Source organism: Pseudomonas sp. FFPRI_1, from assembly GCF_055384485.1.
Map to the genome: position 1 here is coordinate 4,129,137 of NZ_AP029168.1, position 14,351 is coordinate 4,143,487.

The 14,351-nt window shown below is 64.7% G+C and carries 14 protein-coding genes and 1 pseudogene; 12 read left to right on the forward strand and 3 right to left on the reverse strand.

From position 1 onward, the window contains the following. The 7 genes from ACZ5BO_RS18285 (at position 1) to ACZ5BO_RS18315 (ending at position 7,266) form a co-directional block, all read left to right on the forward strand. Positions 1 to 999 carry a polysaccharide deacetylase family protein gene (locus ACZ5BO_RS18285; protein ID WP_464696004.1) on the forward strand — a complete coding sequence of 333 codons (999 nt, stop codon included), beginning with the start codon at positions 1 to 3 and terminating at the stop codon, positions 997 to 999. Then, complete coding sequence (locus ACZ5BO_RS18290) at positions 996 to 2,306, forward strand: oligosaccharide flippase family protein (RefSeq protein WP_025127380.1); 1,311 nt, start codon at positions 996 to 998, stop codon at positions 2,304 to 2,306. Before ACZ5BO_RS18285 ends, ACZ5BO_RS18290 begins: the two co-directional genes overlap by 4 nt. Next, the gene (locus tag ACZ5BO_RS18295) at positions 2,303 to 4,231 is read left to right on the forward strand and encodes a hypothetical protein (protein ID WP_464696005.1); all 1,929 of its coding nucleotides are present in this window, start codon (positions 2,303 to 2,305) and stop codon (positions 4,229 to 4,231) included. The genes ACZ5BO_RS18290 and ACZ5BO_RS18295 overlap by 4 nt, the downstream gene beginning before the upstream one ends. Further along, the gene (locus ACZ5BO_RS18300) at positions 4,228 to 4,932 is read left to right on the forward strand and encodes an N-acetyltransferase (protein ID WP_464696006.1); all 705 of its coding nucleotides are present in this window, start codon (positions 4,228 to 4,230) and stop codon (positions 4,930 to 4,932) included. Before ACZ5BO_RS18295 ends, ACZ5BO_RS18300 begins: the two co-directional genes overlap by 4 nt. Then, complete coding sequence (locus ACZ5BO_RS18305) at positions 4,929 to 6,056, forward strand: GNAT family N-acetyltransferase (RefSeq protein WP_464696007.1); 1,128 nt, start codon at positions 4,929 to 4,931, stop codon at positions 6,054 to 6,056. The genes ACZ5BO_RS18300 and ACZ5BO_RS18305 overlap by 4 nt, the downstream gene beginning before the upstream one ends. After that, complete coding sequence (locus ACZ5BO_RS18310) at positions 6,053 to 6,832, forward strand: ChbG/HpnK family deacetylase (protein WP_025127384.1); 780 nt, start codon at positions 6,053 to 6,055, stop codon at positions 6,830 to 6,832. Before ACZ5BO_RS18305 ends, ACZ5BO_RS18310 begins: the two co-directional genes overlap by 4 nt. Positions 6,833 to 7,011: 179 nt before the next feature. Beyond that, positions 7,012 to 7,266 carry a DUF2790 domain-containing protein gene (locus tag ACZ5BO_RS18315; protein WP_025127385.1) on the forward strand — a complete coding sequence of 85 codons (255 nt, stop codon included), beginning with the start codon at positions 7,012 to 7,014 and terminating at the stop codon, positions 7,264 to 7,266. A 174-nt stretch (positions 7,267 to 7,440) separates the two neighbouring features. On the opposite strand, the gene ACZ5BO_RS18320 is transcribed toward ACZ5BO_RS18315, so the two are convergent. Next, entirely contained in the window at positions 7,441 to 7,704 is a 264-nt protein-coding gene (locus ACZ5BO_RS18320) for a DUF1652 domain-containing protein (RefSeq protein ID WP_025127386.1), read from the reverse strand. A gap of 534 nt (positions 7,705 to 8,238) precedes the next feature. On the opposite strand from ACZ5BO_RS18320, the gene eco reads away from it, so the two are divergent. Together eco and ACZ5BO_RS18330 are read left to right on the forward strand one after the other, a co-directional pair. Beyond that, on the forward strand, positions 8,239 to 8,715 hold the full coding sequence (gene eco / locus ACZ5BO_RS18325) for a serine protease inhibitor ecotin (protein ID WP_464696008.1): 477 nt from the start codon (positions 8,239 to 8,241) through the stop codon (positions 8,713 to 8,715). Positions 8,716 to 8,741: 26 nt separating this feature from the next. Further along, a complete protein-coding gene (locus tag ACZ5BO_RS18330) occupies positions 8,742 to 9,047 on the forward strand; it encodes an NIPSNAP family protein (RefSeq protein WP_464696009.1) in 306 nt (101 codons plus the stop codon). A 144-nt stretch (positions 9,048 to 9,191) separates the two neighbouring features. Here the strand turns inward: ACZ5BO_RS18330 and ilvA are convergent. Then, positions 9,192 to 10,229 (reverse strand): annotated as a pseudogene (gene ilvA, locus ACZ5BO_RS18335) (threonine ammonia-lyase, biosynthetic); the annotation flags it as partial. Between the two features lie 274 nt (positions 10,230 to 10,503). On the opposite strand from ilvA, the gene ACZ5BO_RS18340 reads away from it, so the two are divergent. Both ACZ5BO_RS18340 and map read left to right on the forward strand, forming a co-directional pair. Then, entirely contained in the window at positions 10,504 to 10,704 is a 201-nt protein-coding gene (locus tag ACZ5BO_RS18340) for a ParD-like family protein (RefSeq protein ID WP_025127390.1), read from the forward strand. Continuing rightward, complete coding sequence (map, locus tag ACZ5BO_RS18345) at positions 10,701 to 11,465, forward strand: type I methionyl aminopeptidase (protein WP_029978193.1); 765 nt, start codon at positions 10,701 to 10,703, stop codon at positions 11,463 to 11,465. Before ACZ5BO_RS18340 ends, map begins: the two co-directional genes overlap by 4 nt. A gap of 52 nt (positions 11,466 to 11,517) precedes the next feature. On the opposite strand, the gene ACZ5BO_RS18350 is transcribed toward map, so the two are convergent. Next, positions 11,518 to 13,104 carry a RimK family protein gene (locus ACZ5BO_RS18350; RefSeq protein ID WP_025127392.1) on the reverse strand — a complete coding sequence of 529 codons (1,587 nt, stop codon included), beginning with the start codon at positions 13,102 to 13,104 and terminating at the stop codon, positions 11,518 to 11,520. Between the two features lie 93 nt (positions 13,105 to 13,197). Here ACZ5BO_RS18350 and rimI point away from each other — a divergent pair, with 93 nt between their 5' ends. Then, positions 13,198 to 14,322, forward strand: coding sequence for a ribosomal protein S18-alanine N-acetyltransferase (gene rimI / locus ACZ5BO_RS18355; protein WP_464696010.1), 1,125 nt, complete (start codon positions 13,198 to 13,200; stop codon positions 14,320 to 14,322). Positions 14,323 to 14,351 lie beyond the last annotated feature (29 nt).

The following is a 14,351-nucleotide window of genomic DNA, read 5'->3' on the forward strand; positions in this document are numbered from 1 at the left end:
ATGACCCTCAAACAATCCTTCAAGCGCGTGCTCGGCAGCGCTTACCTGCACAGCCTCGGGCGCGCCCGCCTGAGCGATGCCGGGGTGGTACTGATGCTGCACCGGGTGCTGGCCGATTCCAGCACCGCGGCCAAGCCCCACCGGGCTGCCCTGTGCGTCGGCCAGAAACAGTTCGAACAGTTGCTGCGCTGGCTGCGCCGGCATTTCGACTGCGTGCCCCTGCAGCAGCTCCTGGAGCTCCCGGGCGGCGACCGGCCGCGGGTTGCGCTGACCTTCGACGACGGCTGGCGCGACAACGCCGACATCGCCTATCCGCTGCTGGAACGCTACGAAGTGCCGGCGAGCATCTTCCTCTCCACCGATTTCATCGGCAGCCACCAGGGCTTCTGGTGGGAATCCATCGGCGAAACCCTGTGGCAGCCGGGCCACGGCGCAGCCCTCCAGCCCTTGCTCGCGCAGCTGCAGGAGCTGCAACTGACGCCACCGCCGAGCCTGCTGCAGCCCGGCACCAGCGATGCGCGCAGCCGTGCGCTCGCCTGCTACTTGCAGCGCCTCAAAGGCCTGGCGCCAGAAACCTTGCAAACCCTCGCCGACAGTTGCCCCGACACTGGCGCCCCCCAGAGCCTGGACTGGGCCCAGGTCAAGCGCCTGGAGCGCTCCGGGCTGGTGCGCTTCGGGCCCCATGGGGCCAGCCACGGCATTCTCACCCGCCTCGACGCAGCGGCATTGCGCGCCGACCTGCTGCGCTCCCATGCCACACTCCGGGAGCATTGCCAGGCACCGCTGGCGGTCTACTGCTACCCCAATGGCGACCACAGCCCTGAGGTGCGCGCCGCGGTGGCCGAACTGGGCTATCGCTACGCCCTGGGCACCCGGCCCGGCCTGATCGAGGCCGAAGGCAATCCGGCGCTGGCCCTGCCCCGTATCGATGTCAGTCACGCCAGCGCCGCGCACCCTGGTCTCCTGGCCTGGCGCCTGCTCCAGGGGGCACGGGCATGAAGCGCGGCGGCTACCTGTGGCACCTGGCGCTGAGCATGGGCACGCGCCTGGCGATGATCGGCCTGCGGCTGCTGCGCAACGTGTTGCTCGCACGCTTGCTGGGGCCGGCGGACCGTGGCCTGTTCGCCCTGCTCAGCACCCTGCCGGACCTGATCGCCGCCCTCACCAGCGGCGGCCTCAATACCGCCGTTGGCTATGACGCCGCGCGCCAGCGGCCCATGGGCCTGTTGCTGACCCAGGTGCTGGTCTATGGCTGCCTGCTGGCCAGCCTGTTGACCCTGGCGGGCCTGGCACTGATGAACACCGTCGGCAGCCAGTGGGACCTCAGCCTGCAACTGGGGGACCTGGCCTGGCTGTTGCTGCTGGCAGTGCCGATTACCGTGCTCAAGAGCGGGCTGTTGACCCTGCACAACGCCGATGGCCGGGTCGAGGCCTTCAACGCCTTGCGCCTGCTGGAGTCCCTGGTGCCGCTGCTGCTGTTCGTCGGCCTGTGGTGGATCTGGCGCGACCAGCCACTGTCGGCCGCCGTGCTCAGCTGGCTGGGCGGTACCTTGCTGGTGGTGGTGGTCGGCTGGTGCTGGCTGGCGCGCTTTCATGACCTGCGCCTGCGCTGGCAGACCGGGGAACAAGGCAAGCTGTTGCGCTACAGCGCCCAGAGCCACCCGGGGGTGCTGTCCCAGCAACTGATGTTGCGCTCGGACTATCTGTTTATCGGTGCGCTCCTCGACCCGGCCGCCCTGGGCTGGTATGCCATGGCCAGTGCCGCTGCGGAACTGCTGCTGATCATTCCCGAAGCGGTGACCACGCCCCTGATGAAGCGCCTGCTGCAACAGGGCGCCGGCATCGAGCAGCTCACCTCCCTGGCATTGCGCCTGACCGCCACGGTGATGCTCGGCGCCTGCCTGAGCATGGCGCTGATCGGCCAATGGCTGATCGTCACCCTGTTCGGCGCCGATTACGCCCCGGCCTACAACGCCTTGCTGGCCCTGCTGCCGGGGCTGTTCGGCCTGTGCTACGCGAGCATCCTGCGCCTGGACCTGCTGGGCAAGCAGCGCCCCGGCAGCCTGTCGCTGCTGCTGGCCGGCGGCGCGCTGCTGAACCTGGCCCTCAACGCGCTGCTGATTCCCCACCTGGGCATCGTCGGCGCCGGCCTGGCTTCGTCCATCGCCTACCTGGCGGTGAGCCTGGTGATGCTCGGCCTGTATTGCCAGCTCAGCGGGGTGGCCTGGTATCGCACCCTGTTCCTGCTGCCCGAGGACCTTGTCTACCTGCGCCAATTACTGCGCCCTAAGGAAAAGCGTCAATGAAACCCTGTTCCCTGCTCGCCCTGACATGGCTCTGGGCAGCCTCATCCCTGCACGCGGCGCCCATGCAATGGGGCGACATCCGCGACGGCAGCCTGTACCTCCAGGCCGACACCGCCGACACCCTGCAACTGCGCTGGAGCCCGGCCTGGCAAAGCGACGCCAATCAGGAGCAGCTGTACCTGCTGGCCCCAGACGGCCAGTTGCTGCAACAGCTGGAGATTCGCGCCGACCAGCCCTATGGCCAGCGCGACGTGCCGCTCCCCGCCGCCCAGGGCGATTACCGACTGCAGGTGCCGGGCTATAGCTTCCGCAACTTCAAGGTGTTCCACGACAGCGCCACCCGTGCCCAGTTCGAGCCGGCCAAGGTGCACTTCAGTGCCGACGTGCCCAGCGGGGTCGAGCTGTACTTTCGCGTGGCTGCAGGTGAGCAGGCGGTGCTGGCCGGCAAATACTACGGCGGAGTCAGCGTGCTCCAGGCGGTCCGGCTGAGTGACGGCCAGCGGGTGCGCCTGCAGCTCGAAGAACACCCGCAATACGGCGAGTTCGACCAGGTGGCGCTGCCCGTGGCCCCGCAGGACGAAATCTGGCGCCTGTCCCTGGGTGGCTCGGGCAAGGTCGCCTTCTGGCTCGACGGCAGCGCCAACCTGTTCGCCCAGGACCTGCGCCAACTGCACCCGCTGCAATGGACCCCGGCGCAGGTCGAGCTCAGCCTCAAACCGCAAGTGCGTGGCCCCAGCCCGCAATTGGGGATCGCCCTGCCCTACGCCGAACCGCCACAATCGACCTTCGAACTGTTGCGCGCCCTCGGCCCGCGGGCGGCCAACTTCTACAGTTTCGTCGATGTGATCAAGGCCGAGCCCGAACGCGAGCTGAGTTTTCGCAAGCTGTACCGCGAAACCTTCGGGATCGATCGCGACATCACCCTGCTGGCGGGCACCGGGCGCCGTGCGGTGCTGGATGCCGACAGCACCAGCTTCGCCGGGCTCGACGCCTGGCTGGCCGACAGTGTGCGCTTGGGCAACCAGGGCCTGCACTACCTGGCCTTCGCCGACGAGCCCAACCTCAACTACCCCAGCTATGGGGCGTTTGCCAGCTACTTCACGCGGATGCTGGAGCATACCAAGGCCAACCCAGAGGCCCGGGCGGCCGGCGTGCGGATCGCCATGCCGGCGAGTTCCCGGCTGCTGGACGGGCCGTTCCGGATCGGTGCCGGGCAGCGCCGCGGCATCGACTGGGCGCGGCAACTGCTGGCCGAGCACGGCCACGACATCGATGCCCTGGCCTGGCATGAATGGATGGTCCGCGACCTGCTGGCCACCCGCCGCTACCGCAACAGCGTGCGCGCCGCCGCCGACCTGGTGGGGCTCGACGAACAGGGCCGGCCGCGCAAGGCCCTGCTGCTGAGCCAGACCAACATCTCCAGCGGCCCGGACCTCAGCCCCTATCAGCAAGACACTCACTATGCCGCCCTGTGGTGGGCCTCGGTGGTGATCAACGCCTCCCAGGATGGCCTGCTGGACATGCTCAACTGGTTCCAGGCCGCCGATGAGCCTGAGTACCCCAAGGGCATGCTGGCCCAGCGCAACGGCCAGAGCTTCAGCCTGAAACCGGTGGCGGTGGCTCAGCAGTTCATCCAGCAGCACTGGCTGGCGCAGGTCCAGGCCCTGGACAACCCGGCCTTCGAAGTCGACGCCCTGGCCCTGCAGGATGGCCGGCGCCACAGCCTGCTGGGGGTGGCCAAGACACCCCGCACCCAGACCATCGCGCTGAGCGGCGCGCTGCAGATCTGCCAGTCCGGCCCGAGCCTTGCCCTGCTCGGCCCCGACGGCCGCAGGCGCAGCGCTGAGGTGCAGTGCAGCGATGGCCGAGCAGTGTTCCAACTGCCCGGTGAAACCCTGTTTGCCTTGACCTGGAAAACCCTATGAGTCGCTTGACCGGCCTGCTGGCCAAAATCCGCCGCAAGGGCCTGCGTGGCAGCCTGCGGGTGTTCTGTGAACGCTTCTTCTATTACCACTGGGAACTGCTGACCCTGGAACGCTCCCTGGCCTTGCCGGTGCCCTGCCCGATCAATCCCAGCCGCTGGCCCCAGGTGCGCATCACCAGGGAGCTGCTGCCGGCCTTCGACAAGTACTTCAAGGCCCAGTTGCCGGCGATCCGCGGGCTGCTCGACAAGGGCAGCCGCGGCAGCGCGCACCTGGACGAAGACGGCAACGTGATGATGATGGTCTGGATCAGTGAACGCGACTACTACGATGATCAACTGTACCGCTGCTGGATGCGCATACCGCCCGGCTGCCTGTACCAGTTCGCCGGTGAATGCGCGCTACCGTTCCGCGGTTCGGGGGTGGTGATCCTGGCGCAGAAGATGCTTTGGGACGAGTACCGCGGGCGCGGTTTCAAGGCTACCCGGGCCCTGGTCAACGTGCGCAACGAGCCGGCCCTGAAGATGCACATGCGCCTGGGCTTCCAGGAGGTCGGCGAATCCCTGCATGTCTATTGCCTGCTGCGCTGCCTGCATTTCCACCGCCGCCGCCCCTATCACCAGACGCGCCTGCATCACCTGCGCCGTGGGCGCCTGGCCCCGCCACAGGGCGCGGCCAGCCAGTCCGACAAGGAGCACTCGTGAACCTGCGCTGGCAATGGTGTACAAGCCTCACCGCCGAAGACTTTCCTGTGGGCGCCTATGAACAGCTGCGCCAGGGGGTCGAGCGGGCAACGCCGTTCAACCGCCTGAGCTGGCTGCGGGGCGCCCAGCAGGCCCTGAACCCCTCGCAGCAGCTGCAGATTTTGCTGGGCTGGCAGGAGCAGCGCCTGGTGCTCTGCCTGCCGCTGGTGCGCAGCCGCGAATCCAGGGCCGGCCTGGCGCTGCAGGTGGTGCGTCACTTGGGGCATCCCCTGAGCGACCGCCTGGCGCTGCTGGTGGCGGACCCGGCGCACGGGGCCATGCCCGAGGCGCTGCGCAGGATCCGCCGGCAGTTGCCCCACGACCTGCTGCAACTGCATGAGCTGGTGCAGGCCGAGGGCCTGCTGGCGCCTTGGTGCCGGGCCAGCAGCTACAGCGACCAATCCCTGAGCTGTCGCGCACCCGAGCACCTGATTGTCGACAGTGACCGCGGGGAAGCCACCGGCACCTTGCGCTATGAACTGCGCCGGGCGAAGAAGCGCTGCGGGGAAATCGACGCCCGGGTGGTGCGCCTGGCGCCCCAGGCCGATGCCATGGGCAGCGTCCTGCAGAGGCTTTGCGAAGTGGAACAGGCCAGCTGGAAAGGCGCCGACGGCCTGGGGATCTTCTCCGGCGAACAGCGCCAGCAATGGATGCACACGGCCCTGTGCGGCCTGGCTGTCGAAGGCTGCGTCCGGGTGGTGATGCTCGAGCACCAGGGGCGCTGCATCAGCTATCGCCTGGGCCTGTTGGAGCAGGGCCGACTGTATGACTACAACATCGCCTTCCTGGCCGACTACGCCAACCTGGGCAGCGGCCGACTGCTGCTGGACGAATGGATCCGCTGGGGCCTGGACGAGGGCTGGCAGTGGGTCGACGCCTCCCGGGTCAGCCTCAGCCGCTCCAGCCACCAGTTGCATGAACGCATGAGCGGCGTGGTCGAGCACCAGCGCTGGAGCTTCTACTCCTGGCGCCCCCGGGGCCTGCTGGCGGGCGTCGCCGAACGTCTGTGGCAGCAACTCAAACCTCGCCTCAAGGCCTGGCGCGACCGGCGTCAGGCCATCACTGAACAAGGGGCTCGCCCATGAAACACAACTTGGCTGCCAGCCACGCGCACCGCGTCATCGTCAACGCCGACGACTTCGGCCTCGACCCGGACTACAACCAGTTGACCCTGCGCGCGTTCAAACGCGGGGTCATCAGTTCCGCCACGCTGATGGCCAACATGCCGGCCTTCGAGGATGCCTGTCGCCTGGTCCACGAGCATGCGCTGCTGGGACGTATCGGCTTGCATTTCAACCTGACCTACGGCGCGCCCCTGAGCGTGGCCATCCGTGCCCAGCCGCTGTTCTGCAATGCCCAGGGCCAGTTCGACCTGGAAGTGCCGCGCTCGGCCCTGCGCTTGCCGGCGGCGGCGGTCGAGGCGGTGCAGCAGGAACTGCAGGCACAGTGGCAGCGCTGTCTCGACCAGGGCCTGCGCCCGAGCCATATCGACTCCCACCAGCACGTGCACAACCTGTGGCCGATTGCCCCGATCGTCGCACGCTTCGCCGCCCGGCAAGGGGTGCCGGTACGCCTGGCACGCAACGTGGGCGGCAATATCGGTCCGCTCAAATGGCTGTTCAAGAGTGCCTTGAACCGGCGTATACGCTGGTTGTCCGGGCAGCCGCCAAGCGCGGTATGCACGCCCCGGGACCTGCTGGAGGGCTTTCGGCCCTCAGGGCTGGTGGAAGTGGTGGCCCATCCAACGCAATGGGCCGATGGCGATTTCGGCGACGACTATCTTCCGCCTGAACAATCCCTGGAACAGTTGCTCAACCAGGCCTTGCCCCACCATCAACGGATTGCCTACAGCGAGCGATAAAGGACGAACAGAAGGCAGGAAAAGATTATTAGCTCCCTACTGAAATTAATCGACGGTTAATCCTGCCGCTCGACACTGAGCTTGACCGCGCTGACTCAGAATATTCTGACGCATTGCGCGGCAAGTTCTGTGCCTGTTCGGGCGCAAAACTGACGTTCAGTCTGTCTTGGAGAACCGCCATGAATCTGCGTACCGGATTGACCGCTGCCTTGCTGCTCAGCGCCCTCAGCGGGCTGGCCCAGGCCGACAGCACGGTGGCCGTGCCCTACCACTACGGCATGCCGCTGCACGTGGCCAAGGTGATCTCGATGAGCGAGCCCGATACCGCTGATTGCAAGGTCATCACCGCCGACATGAAGTACATCGACAATACGGGCAAAGCTGAGGAAATCACCTATCGCAAGATGTCCCAGGCCTGCGACTACCAGAACTGAAGCCGGTCGCTGGAGGGCGTATTGCCGTCACCTCCCTCCTGGTCAGGGCAGGCTGGTCTGCCCGGGCACGTGCCGGGCCCGTGACCACCTTGCCAGCACACGATCCCCAGCCACCGCAGGTACGCTTGCGGTGGCCGCTTGCAAGAGGATTGTTTCCCGGCAACAGCAACGCGGTCAGTGCACGCGCCTGGCAGCGGCCAGCAAGCTGGGATTATGGGCCAGGTCGTAACGCAACTCGGCGATCAGCTCGTTGATCTCGCGACAGCCATTGAGCAGCGAAGCATCGATGCCGGTGACCAGCAGGTCGACCCGGTCGGTATTTTGATCTGCGAAGACTTTCACCGTCATCGACAGGTCTGGACTCAAGGTGCATTGACAGCGCTTGGGCAGAAAGCTGCTTTCAATGATGTTGCGCAATTCCAGGGCAGATAAAAACATGGCGACTCTCTCCTTTTCTCGAGACGGCCAATAATTGGCAAACCGCTGCACAGCAGTGACGTCCGTGTTCGTGGGTGTTCCCGGCTCGGCCTTGGGTTCCTTGCAGACCAAGCCAAGTTACAGACTAAGCCGCTTTGCCGACCCTGCTAAATTCGATTTCGCTCTGAGCACCGGGCTTTACGGCTTGAATCGGCGGAGGCGATCAACCACCTATCCAATTGCGTGCCAGGCGAGGTTCTGCAAAGCGGTGTTCGACCACCGGGCCTTGGGTTGAAGAGGCAGGAAACGTGCCTGCCTTGCCCTTGGCGACACCACCAGGCAAATCAAGATGTTGGGCAAATTCGCTGCGGCAGTGCCCATGCAAAGTGCAAGAAATGCCCCCGTCAGCCGGGCAAAATGCCCTGTCACGCAACCTGCGTTTGCAGGAAGGCGACGGCGCCCTGCAGAATGCCCGGGACGATTTCTCACCCGAATGGCACCCGATCGGGTGCAAACGCTGTTCACTGTTCCAGATTCCATCAGCCAGGAGGCACCATGCGTCCGATTGCCCTTAACACCGCGGCCCTGCTCTCGGCCCTGTCCGTGCAGGCCCTGGCCGCCACGCTCGAAGACACCGCGCCCTACCCCAAGGCCGAGGACGGTTTCACCCGTCAGGTCATCCACCTGCCCAAGCAGCAGCATGAAGACCGCTACAAGGTCGAGATTCTCGCCGGCAAGACCCTCACCGTGGACTGCAACCGACAGCGTCTGGGGGGCAACCTGGAGGAAAAGAACCTCGAAGGCTGGGGTTATCCCTACTATCGCCTGGAGCAGGTCAGCGGCCCGGTGAGCACCAAGATGGCCTGCCCCGATGGCCAGACTCGCCAGGACTTCGTGCCGGTGATCGGCGACGGCTTTGTCCTGCGCTACAACAGCAAACTGCCGATCGTGATCTATGCGCCCAAGGACGTGGAAGTGCGCTATCGCCTGTGGAGCGCTGCCGACAAGGTCCAGCAGGCCCGCCAGGAATAACCCGTTCTCATGCCAGGAGCTCGCCCTTGATTACCTGCCACGTCAGATATGTGATCGATCCTTACCAACTGGCCGAGTTCGAGGCCTATTCCAAAGCCTGGATCGCCGTGGTCAGGCGCCTTGGTGGCACCCACCATGGTTACTTCCTGCCCTCCGAAGGCGCCAGCAACATTGCCTATTGCCTGTTCAGCTTTCCCTCGCTGGCAGACTATGAAGCCTATCGCCAGGCGGCCCTGAGCGACGCCGAAAGCGTGGCCCTGGTGGCTTCGGTGGTGGAGAAGAAATTCATCCTCAGCTACGAGCGCAGCTTCCTGCGGCCATTGCTGTCCTGACCCGCCGCTGAAGGCACAGGCCCGAGCTCCGGCTTGCCAGCCATGCACTGGCCAGCCGGGCACCCGCGAGGAGCGCCTTGGCCAGCCCTGCCCTCCGCACACGGCACAGCCTCCACAGAGATTGCCTCAAGCCTGCAGCGCCAGCTCCTGGGAACGGCACAAGGCGGCGCGCTCGGCCACATGGCGCAAGCTGTCGAAGTTGATATTGGCCCCCGAATCAATGGCCACCAGGGTCTGCCCCCGCGCCCCGGTCTGGGCGACGTATGCCTTGATCCCGGCCACCGCCAGGGCCCCGGAGGGTTCGGTGATCGAGCGGGTATCGTCGTAGATGTCCTTGATCGCCGCACACAGCTGGTCATTGCTGACGCTGATCACCTGGTCCACATGGTGCCGGCAGACCTGGAAACCGTGCTCACCGATCTGCGCCACCGCGACACCGTCGGCAAAGCTGCCCACCGAAGGCAGGATCACCCGTTCGCCCGCCGCCAGCGCCTGCTGCAGACAGTTGGAGTGCTCGGATTCGACACCGATGATGCGGATTTCCGGACGCAGGTATTTGACGTAGGCGGCGATCCCGGCGATCAGCCCGCCACCGCCCACCGGGACGAAGATCGCATCCAGCGCGCCTTGCTGCTGGCGCAGGATCTCCATGCCCACGGTGCCTTGCCCGGCAATCACATGGGGGTCATCGAAGGGTGAGACGAAGGTGCTGCCCGTGCGCTCGGCAAGGTTCAGGGCATGGGCCAGGGCAAAGGGGAAACTCTCGCCGTGCAACAGCGCCTCGGCACCGCGACTGCGCACCCCCTGCACCTTGAGCTCGGGGGTGCTGGCGGGCATGACGATGCAGGCCTTGATCCCCAGTTCACGCGCCGCCAGCGCCACGCCCTGGGCATGATTGCCGGCGGACGCGGTGATCACCCCGCGCTGCCTCTGCTCGGCGCTCAGTTGCACCAGGCGGTTGTAGGCACCGCGGATCTTGAAGGAAAAAGTCGGCTGCAGGTCTTCACGCTTGAGCAGCACCTGGTTGCCCAACTGCTGCGACAGTGCCGGTGCAGCCTGCAACGGCGTGCAGAGCGCCAGGTCGTAGACCGGCGCGGCGAGAATCATCTTCACGTAGCGCTCCAGCAAGGCCATGTCGGCAGAGGGCTGGGGCGTGCTGGCGGGACGGCTGGGGCGGTTCATGAGGGTTCTCCTGGCTGTGTTCGAAGCCCGGGAGACAGAGAGAAAAAACCCGCCTCCAGGGCGGGTTGGGTGCAGTCGTCAGCAAGCCCGCCAATAAGGAATGGCGGTAATAATGCTTGGCTGGGAACGAAAGGCTTGGAAAGTCATGGGCAGAAACTAGCGAATCCAGCGTCCAGCCGCAAGCCTCTTTCTTGCCGCTCGCCGCCCGCCGCTTGAGCTGAATTATACGGTTCATATATGATTCGTATATTCACTCCAGAGGGTTTTCCGTCACATGGGCATCGTCAAGATCTCCGATGAACTGCACGAACAACTGCGCATGGCCAGTGCCGCCATGGACCGCTCGATCAACGCCCAGGCCGAGTTCTGGATCAAGATCGGCCTGCTGGCCGAGCTCAACCCACACCTGACCTACAACGATCTGGTCAACAAGCTGCTGTTGAACAAACCCGACCTGCTCAGGGGGCGCCCATGACCCAGGCACTGATCAAGTCTGCGCAACAGCTGGCGCTGATGCGCGAGTCCGGGCGCCTGCTGGCCCAGGTGTTCACCTTCCTCGATGGTTTTGTCGCCGCCGGGCTGTCGACCCTGGAGCTGGACGCTGCGGTGGAGCACCTTATCCGCCATGAACTCAAGGCGCGCCCGGCCAGCAAGGGCCAGTACAACTACCCCTACTGCATCAACACCTCGATCAACGAGGTGGTGTGCCACGGCATGCCCCACGCCAAGGCAGTGCTCAAGGACGGTGACATCGTCAACATCGACATCACTCTGGAAAAGAACGGCTACATTGCCGACTCCAGCAAGATGTACCTGATCGGCAGCGTCGGCCCCAAGGCCCAGCGCCTGGTGACCAGCACCTTCGAGGCCATGTGGGCGGCGATCCAGGTGGTGCGTCCCGGCGCCCGCCTCGGCGACATCGGCCACGCCATCCAGTCCCATGCCGAGGCCAAGGGCTATAGCGTGGTCCGCGAATACTGCGGCCACGGCATTGGCCGGCAGATGCACGAAGAGCCGCAGATCCTGCACTTCGGCCGTCCCGGCACCGGCCTGGAACTGCGCGAAGGCATGGTCTTCACCATCGAGCCGATGCTCAACCAGGGCAGCGCCCGGGTGCGCGGGCTCAAGGACGGCTGGACCGTGGTCACGCGTGACAACGCCCTCTCCGCCCAATGGGAACACACCATCGCGGTCACCCGGGACGGCTACGAAGTGCTGACCCTGCAACCGCAGTAGGACCTATGGCCGCCTGCCAGCGCACCAAGACCCGCAACAGCGGCCAGGCGCTTCACCAGGCCTGGCCGCGACGCTTGAGTTCCAAGCGGCGGACGAACTCCTCCAGCACCAGGGCATACAGGTCGTCCTGCAGGTAGGCGTCCTCGATGCCGGCGTCGAGGTTGGGGTTGTCGTTGACTTCGATCACCACCACCTGCTCGCCCGACTGCTTGAGGTCGACCCCGTAGAGACCGTCGCCAATCAGGTTGGCGGTCTTCACCGCCAGCTCCACCACCGCTCGCGGCGCTTCATGGATCGCCAGGGTGCGGCATTCGCCATTGATGTCCTGGCCCTTGGCCTTGTGGTTGTAGATCTGCCAGTGGCCCTTGGACATGAAGTACTGGCAGGCAAAGATCGGCTTGCGGTTGAGCACGCCGATGCGCCAGTCGTACTCGGTGTAGAAGAACTCCTGGGCCAGCAGCAGCACCGAATGCTCGAACAGCTCGGCGGTGGCCTCCAGCAATGCCTGCTGGCTTTCGACCTTGATCACCCCGCGGGAGAAACAACCGTCGGGAATCTTCAGCACCAGGGGGAAGCCCAGGCGCTCGCCGACCCGCTCGAAATCCTGCGGTCGCTCCTTGTAGAGGATCTCGGTGGCGGGCATGCCCAGTTGATGCCCCTTGAGCAGATCAGTGAGGTAGACCTTGTTGGTGCAACGCAGGATCGAGGTCGGATCGTCCATCACCACCAGCCCTTCGCTTTCGGCTTTCTTGGCGAAGCGATAGGTGTGGTTGTCGACGCTGGTGGTCTCGCGGATCAGCAGCGCGTCGTACTCGGCGAGGCGCGAGTAATCCTTCTTCTCGATCAGTTCGACATCGATCCCCAGGCCCTTGCCGACCCGGATGAAACTGTCCAGGGCCCGGGCGTTGGACGGCGGCAGCGCTTCCTCGGGATCGTGGAGAATCGCCAGGTCATAACGGGCCAGCCGTCGGGACCTGGGAAGCCGCCAGACCTTGCGGCTGAAACTGTCCAGGGAGTTGGCGAACTGATCTTCCTGGTCATCTCGCAACTTGTGCAGCGCACCGGACTTCACCCCTTCTATATGCCAGCCGTTAGTTCGTTTGAAATCAACTAGCAGAATTGGACAGGGGAACAACTCGAACAACTGGCGCGCCAACTCCTGCAACGGTTCTATATGTGTCCTGCCGAAATAAAGAGTCAGGGTAAAACCTTCGGTGTCGCTGTAGAGATGATTGCTCAGGGCTTTTTCCAGGGTTTTATCCAGGTCATCCAGGGCCAGCCCGTACAGGGCCTTGCGGGTCAGCTCGCTGATGGTGCGCACCGAGGGAATCACCCGGTGGCCGCGGGCCTCGGCCAGCAGCGAACAGTAATAGCCGTGCCCCAGGTACTTGTAGCTGCGGCACAGGTTGATCACCTGGACCCGCTTGCCCGGCTCGTGCTCGCGACTCTGTTCCAGGTATTCCTGGGCCGTGAGAATGCCTTCGCTGGGAAAGTAGGACGCCCAATCTTCCTTGCGTTCGACAATGATGATGACTTGGCTGGAGACCTTGTCGACCGCAGGAAATAAAATCGGTGAAGTGATTGCCGCCGGCAAACTTTGCTCGGATACTTCTCGCCAATGACCTTGTACCGCTGACATAAAGTTCGCTCTCGCTGAAGAACCTGACCCTTTCTATTAAGCACGAACTTTTTTTGAAGTCTCGTTTCATTACGCAACTTTTACGGCGGTCATATGGATCTTGTCTTTCGCACTGCAACCCCCGACGATCTGGCGGCGCTGGTGGCCCTGGAACAGCAATGTTTCACCAGTGACCGACTGACGCCACGCAGCTTCCAGTGGATGATCAGCCGGGCCCACGGCCAACTGCTGGTGGCCCAGCACCAGGAACGGTTGCTGGGGTATGCCCTGGTGCTGTTTCATCGCGGCACTTCGCTGGCGCGCCTGTACTCCATCGCCATTGCCGCCGATACCCGCGGACTCGGCGTCGGCAAACGCCTGCTGCAGCAGATCGAGGCCTGTGCCTTGGCCCATGACTGCGCCTACCTGCGCCTGGAAGTGCGCAGCGACAACCCGGCAGCGATTGCCCTGTACGAACGCCACGGCTACCGGCGTTTTGCCCGGATCCACGACTACTACGAAGATCATGCCGATGCCCTGCGCCTGGAAAAGCGCATCCTCCAGCACCGCGAGAGCCGCAGCATCCGCGTGCCCTACTACCCGCAGACCACCGACTTCACCTGCGGTCCGGCCTGCCTGCTGATGGCCATGGCCGCCCTGCACCCGTCACGGCCCCTGGAACGACGTGAGGAACTGCAGATATGGCGCGAAGCCACCACCGTGTTCATGACCGCCGGCCACGGCGGTTGCAGCCCCCAGGGGCTGGCCCTTTCGGCCTGGCGCCGGGGCTTTGCCGTGCGCTTGCAGGTCAACAGCGCCGGTCCGTTGTTTCTCAATGGCGTGCGTGATGAGCACAAGAAAGACGTGATGCGCCTGGTCCACGATGAATTCTGCAAGGACTTGGACGCCAGTGATGTCCAGCAAGTGCTCGGCGGCCCCCTGGACCTGCCGCGGTTGCTCAGCGAAGGCGGCCAGCCCCTGGTGCTGATCAGCAGCTACCGACTGACCCGTTCCAAGGCTCCCCATTGGGTGGTAGTCACCGATTGCGATGAAGACTTCGTCTACCTGCACGATCCGGATGTCGACCACAGCCAGCATCGCCAGGCGATGGATTGCCAGCACCTGCCAGTCAGTCATGCCGAATTCGACAAGATGTGCAGTTTCGGCAGCAACAAGCTGCGGGCCGCGGTGGTGCTCTCCTCACCCGCCCGCCATCCACCAGAGGCCGCTTGCCAGTGAAGGCGCGCTGAAGCTCCCGCGGCCTCTTG

Excerpts from the sequence above, each read along its gene's own strand:
- ACZ5BO_RS18315 (WP_025127385.1), top strand. The coding sequence starts at position 7,012 with ATGAATCTGCGTACCGGATTGACCGCTGCCTTGCTGCTCAGCGCCCTC.
- ACZ5BO_RS18340 (WP_025127390.1), top strand. The coding sequence starts at position 10,504 with ATGGGCATCGTCAAGATCTCCGATGAACTGCACGAACAACTGCGCATG.
- ACZ5BO_RS18285 (WP_464696004.1), top strand. The coding sequence starts at position 1 with ATGACCCTCAAACAATCCTTCAAGCGCGTGCTCGGCAGCGCTTACCTG.
- ACZ5BO_RS18350 (WP_025127392.1), bottom strand. The coding sequence starts at position 13,104 with ATGTCAGCGGTACAAGGTCATTGGCGAGAAGTATCCGAGCAAAGTTTG.
- ACZ5BO_RS18300 (WP_464696006.1), top strand. The coding sequence starts at position 4,228 with ATGAGTCGCTTGACCGGCCTGCTGGCCAAAATCCGCCGCAAGGGCCTG.
- ACZ5BO_RS18310 (WP_025127384.1), top strand. The coding sequence starts at position 6,053 with ATGAAACACAACTTGGCTGCCAGCCACGCGCACCGCGTCATCGTCAAC.
- map (WP_029978193.1), top strand. The coding sequence starts at position 10,701 with ATGACCCAGGCACTGATCAAGTCTGCGCAACAGCTGGCGCTGATGCGC.
- ACZ5BO_RS18290 (WP_025127380.1), top strand. The coding sequence starts at position 996 with ATGAAGCGCGGCGGCTACCTGTGGCACCTGGCGCTGAGCATGGGCACG.
- rimI (WP_464696010.1), top strand. The coding sequence starts at position 13,198 with ATGGATCTTGTCTTTCGCACTGCAACCCCCGACGATCTGGCGGCGCTG.
- ACZ5BO_RS18295 (WP_464696005.1), top strand. The coding sequence starts at position 2,303 with ATGAAACCCTGTTCCCTGCTCGCCCTGACATGGCTCTGGGCAGCCTCA.
- ACZ5BO_RS18320 (WP_025127386.1), bottom strand. The coding sequence starts at position 7,704 with ATGTTTTTATCTGCCCTGGAATTGCGCAACATCATTGAAAGCAGCTTT.
- eco (WP_464696008.1), top strand. The coding sequence starts at position 8,239 with ATGCGTCCGATTGCCCTTAACACCGCGGCCCTGCTCTCGGCCCTGTCC.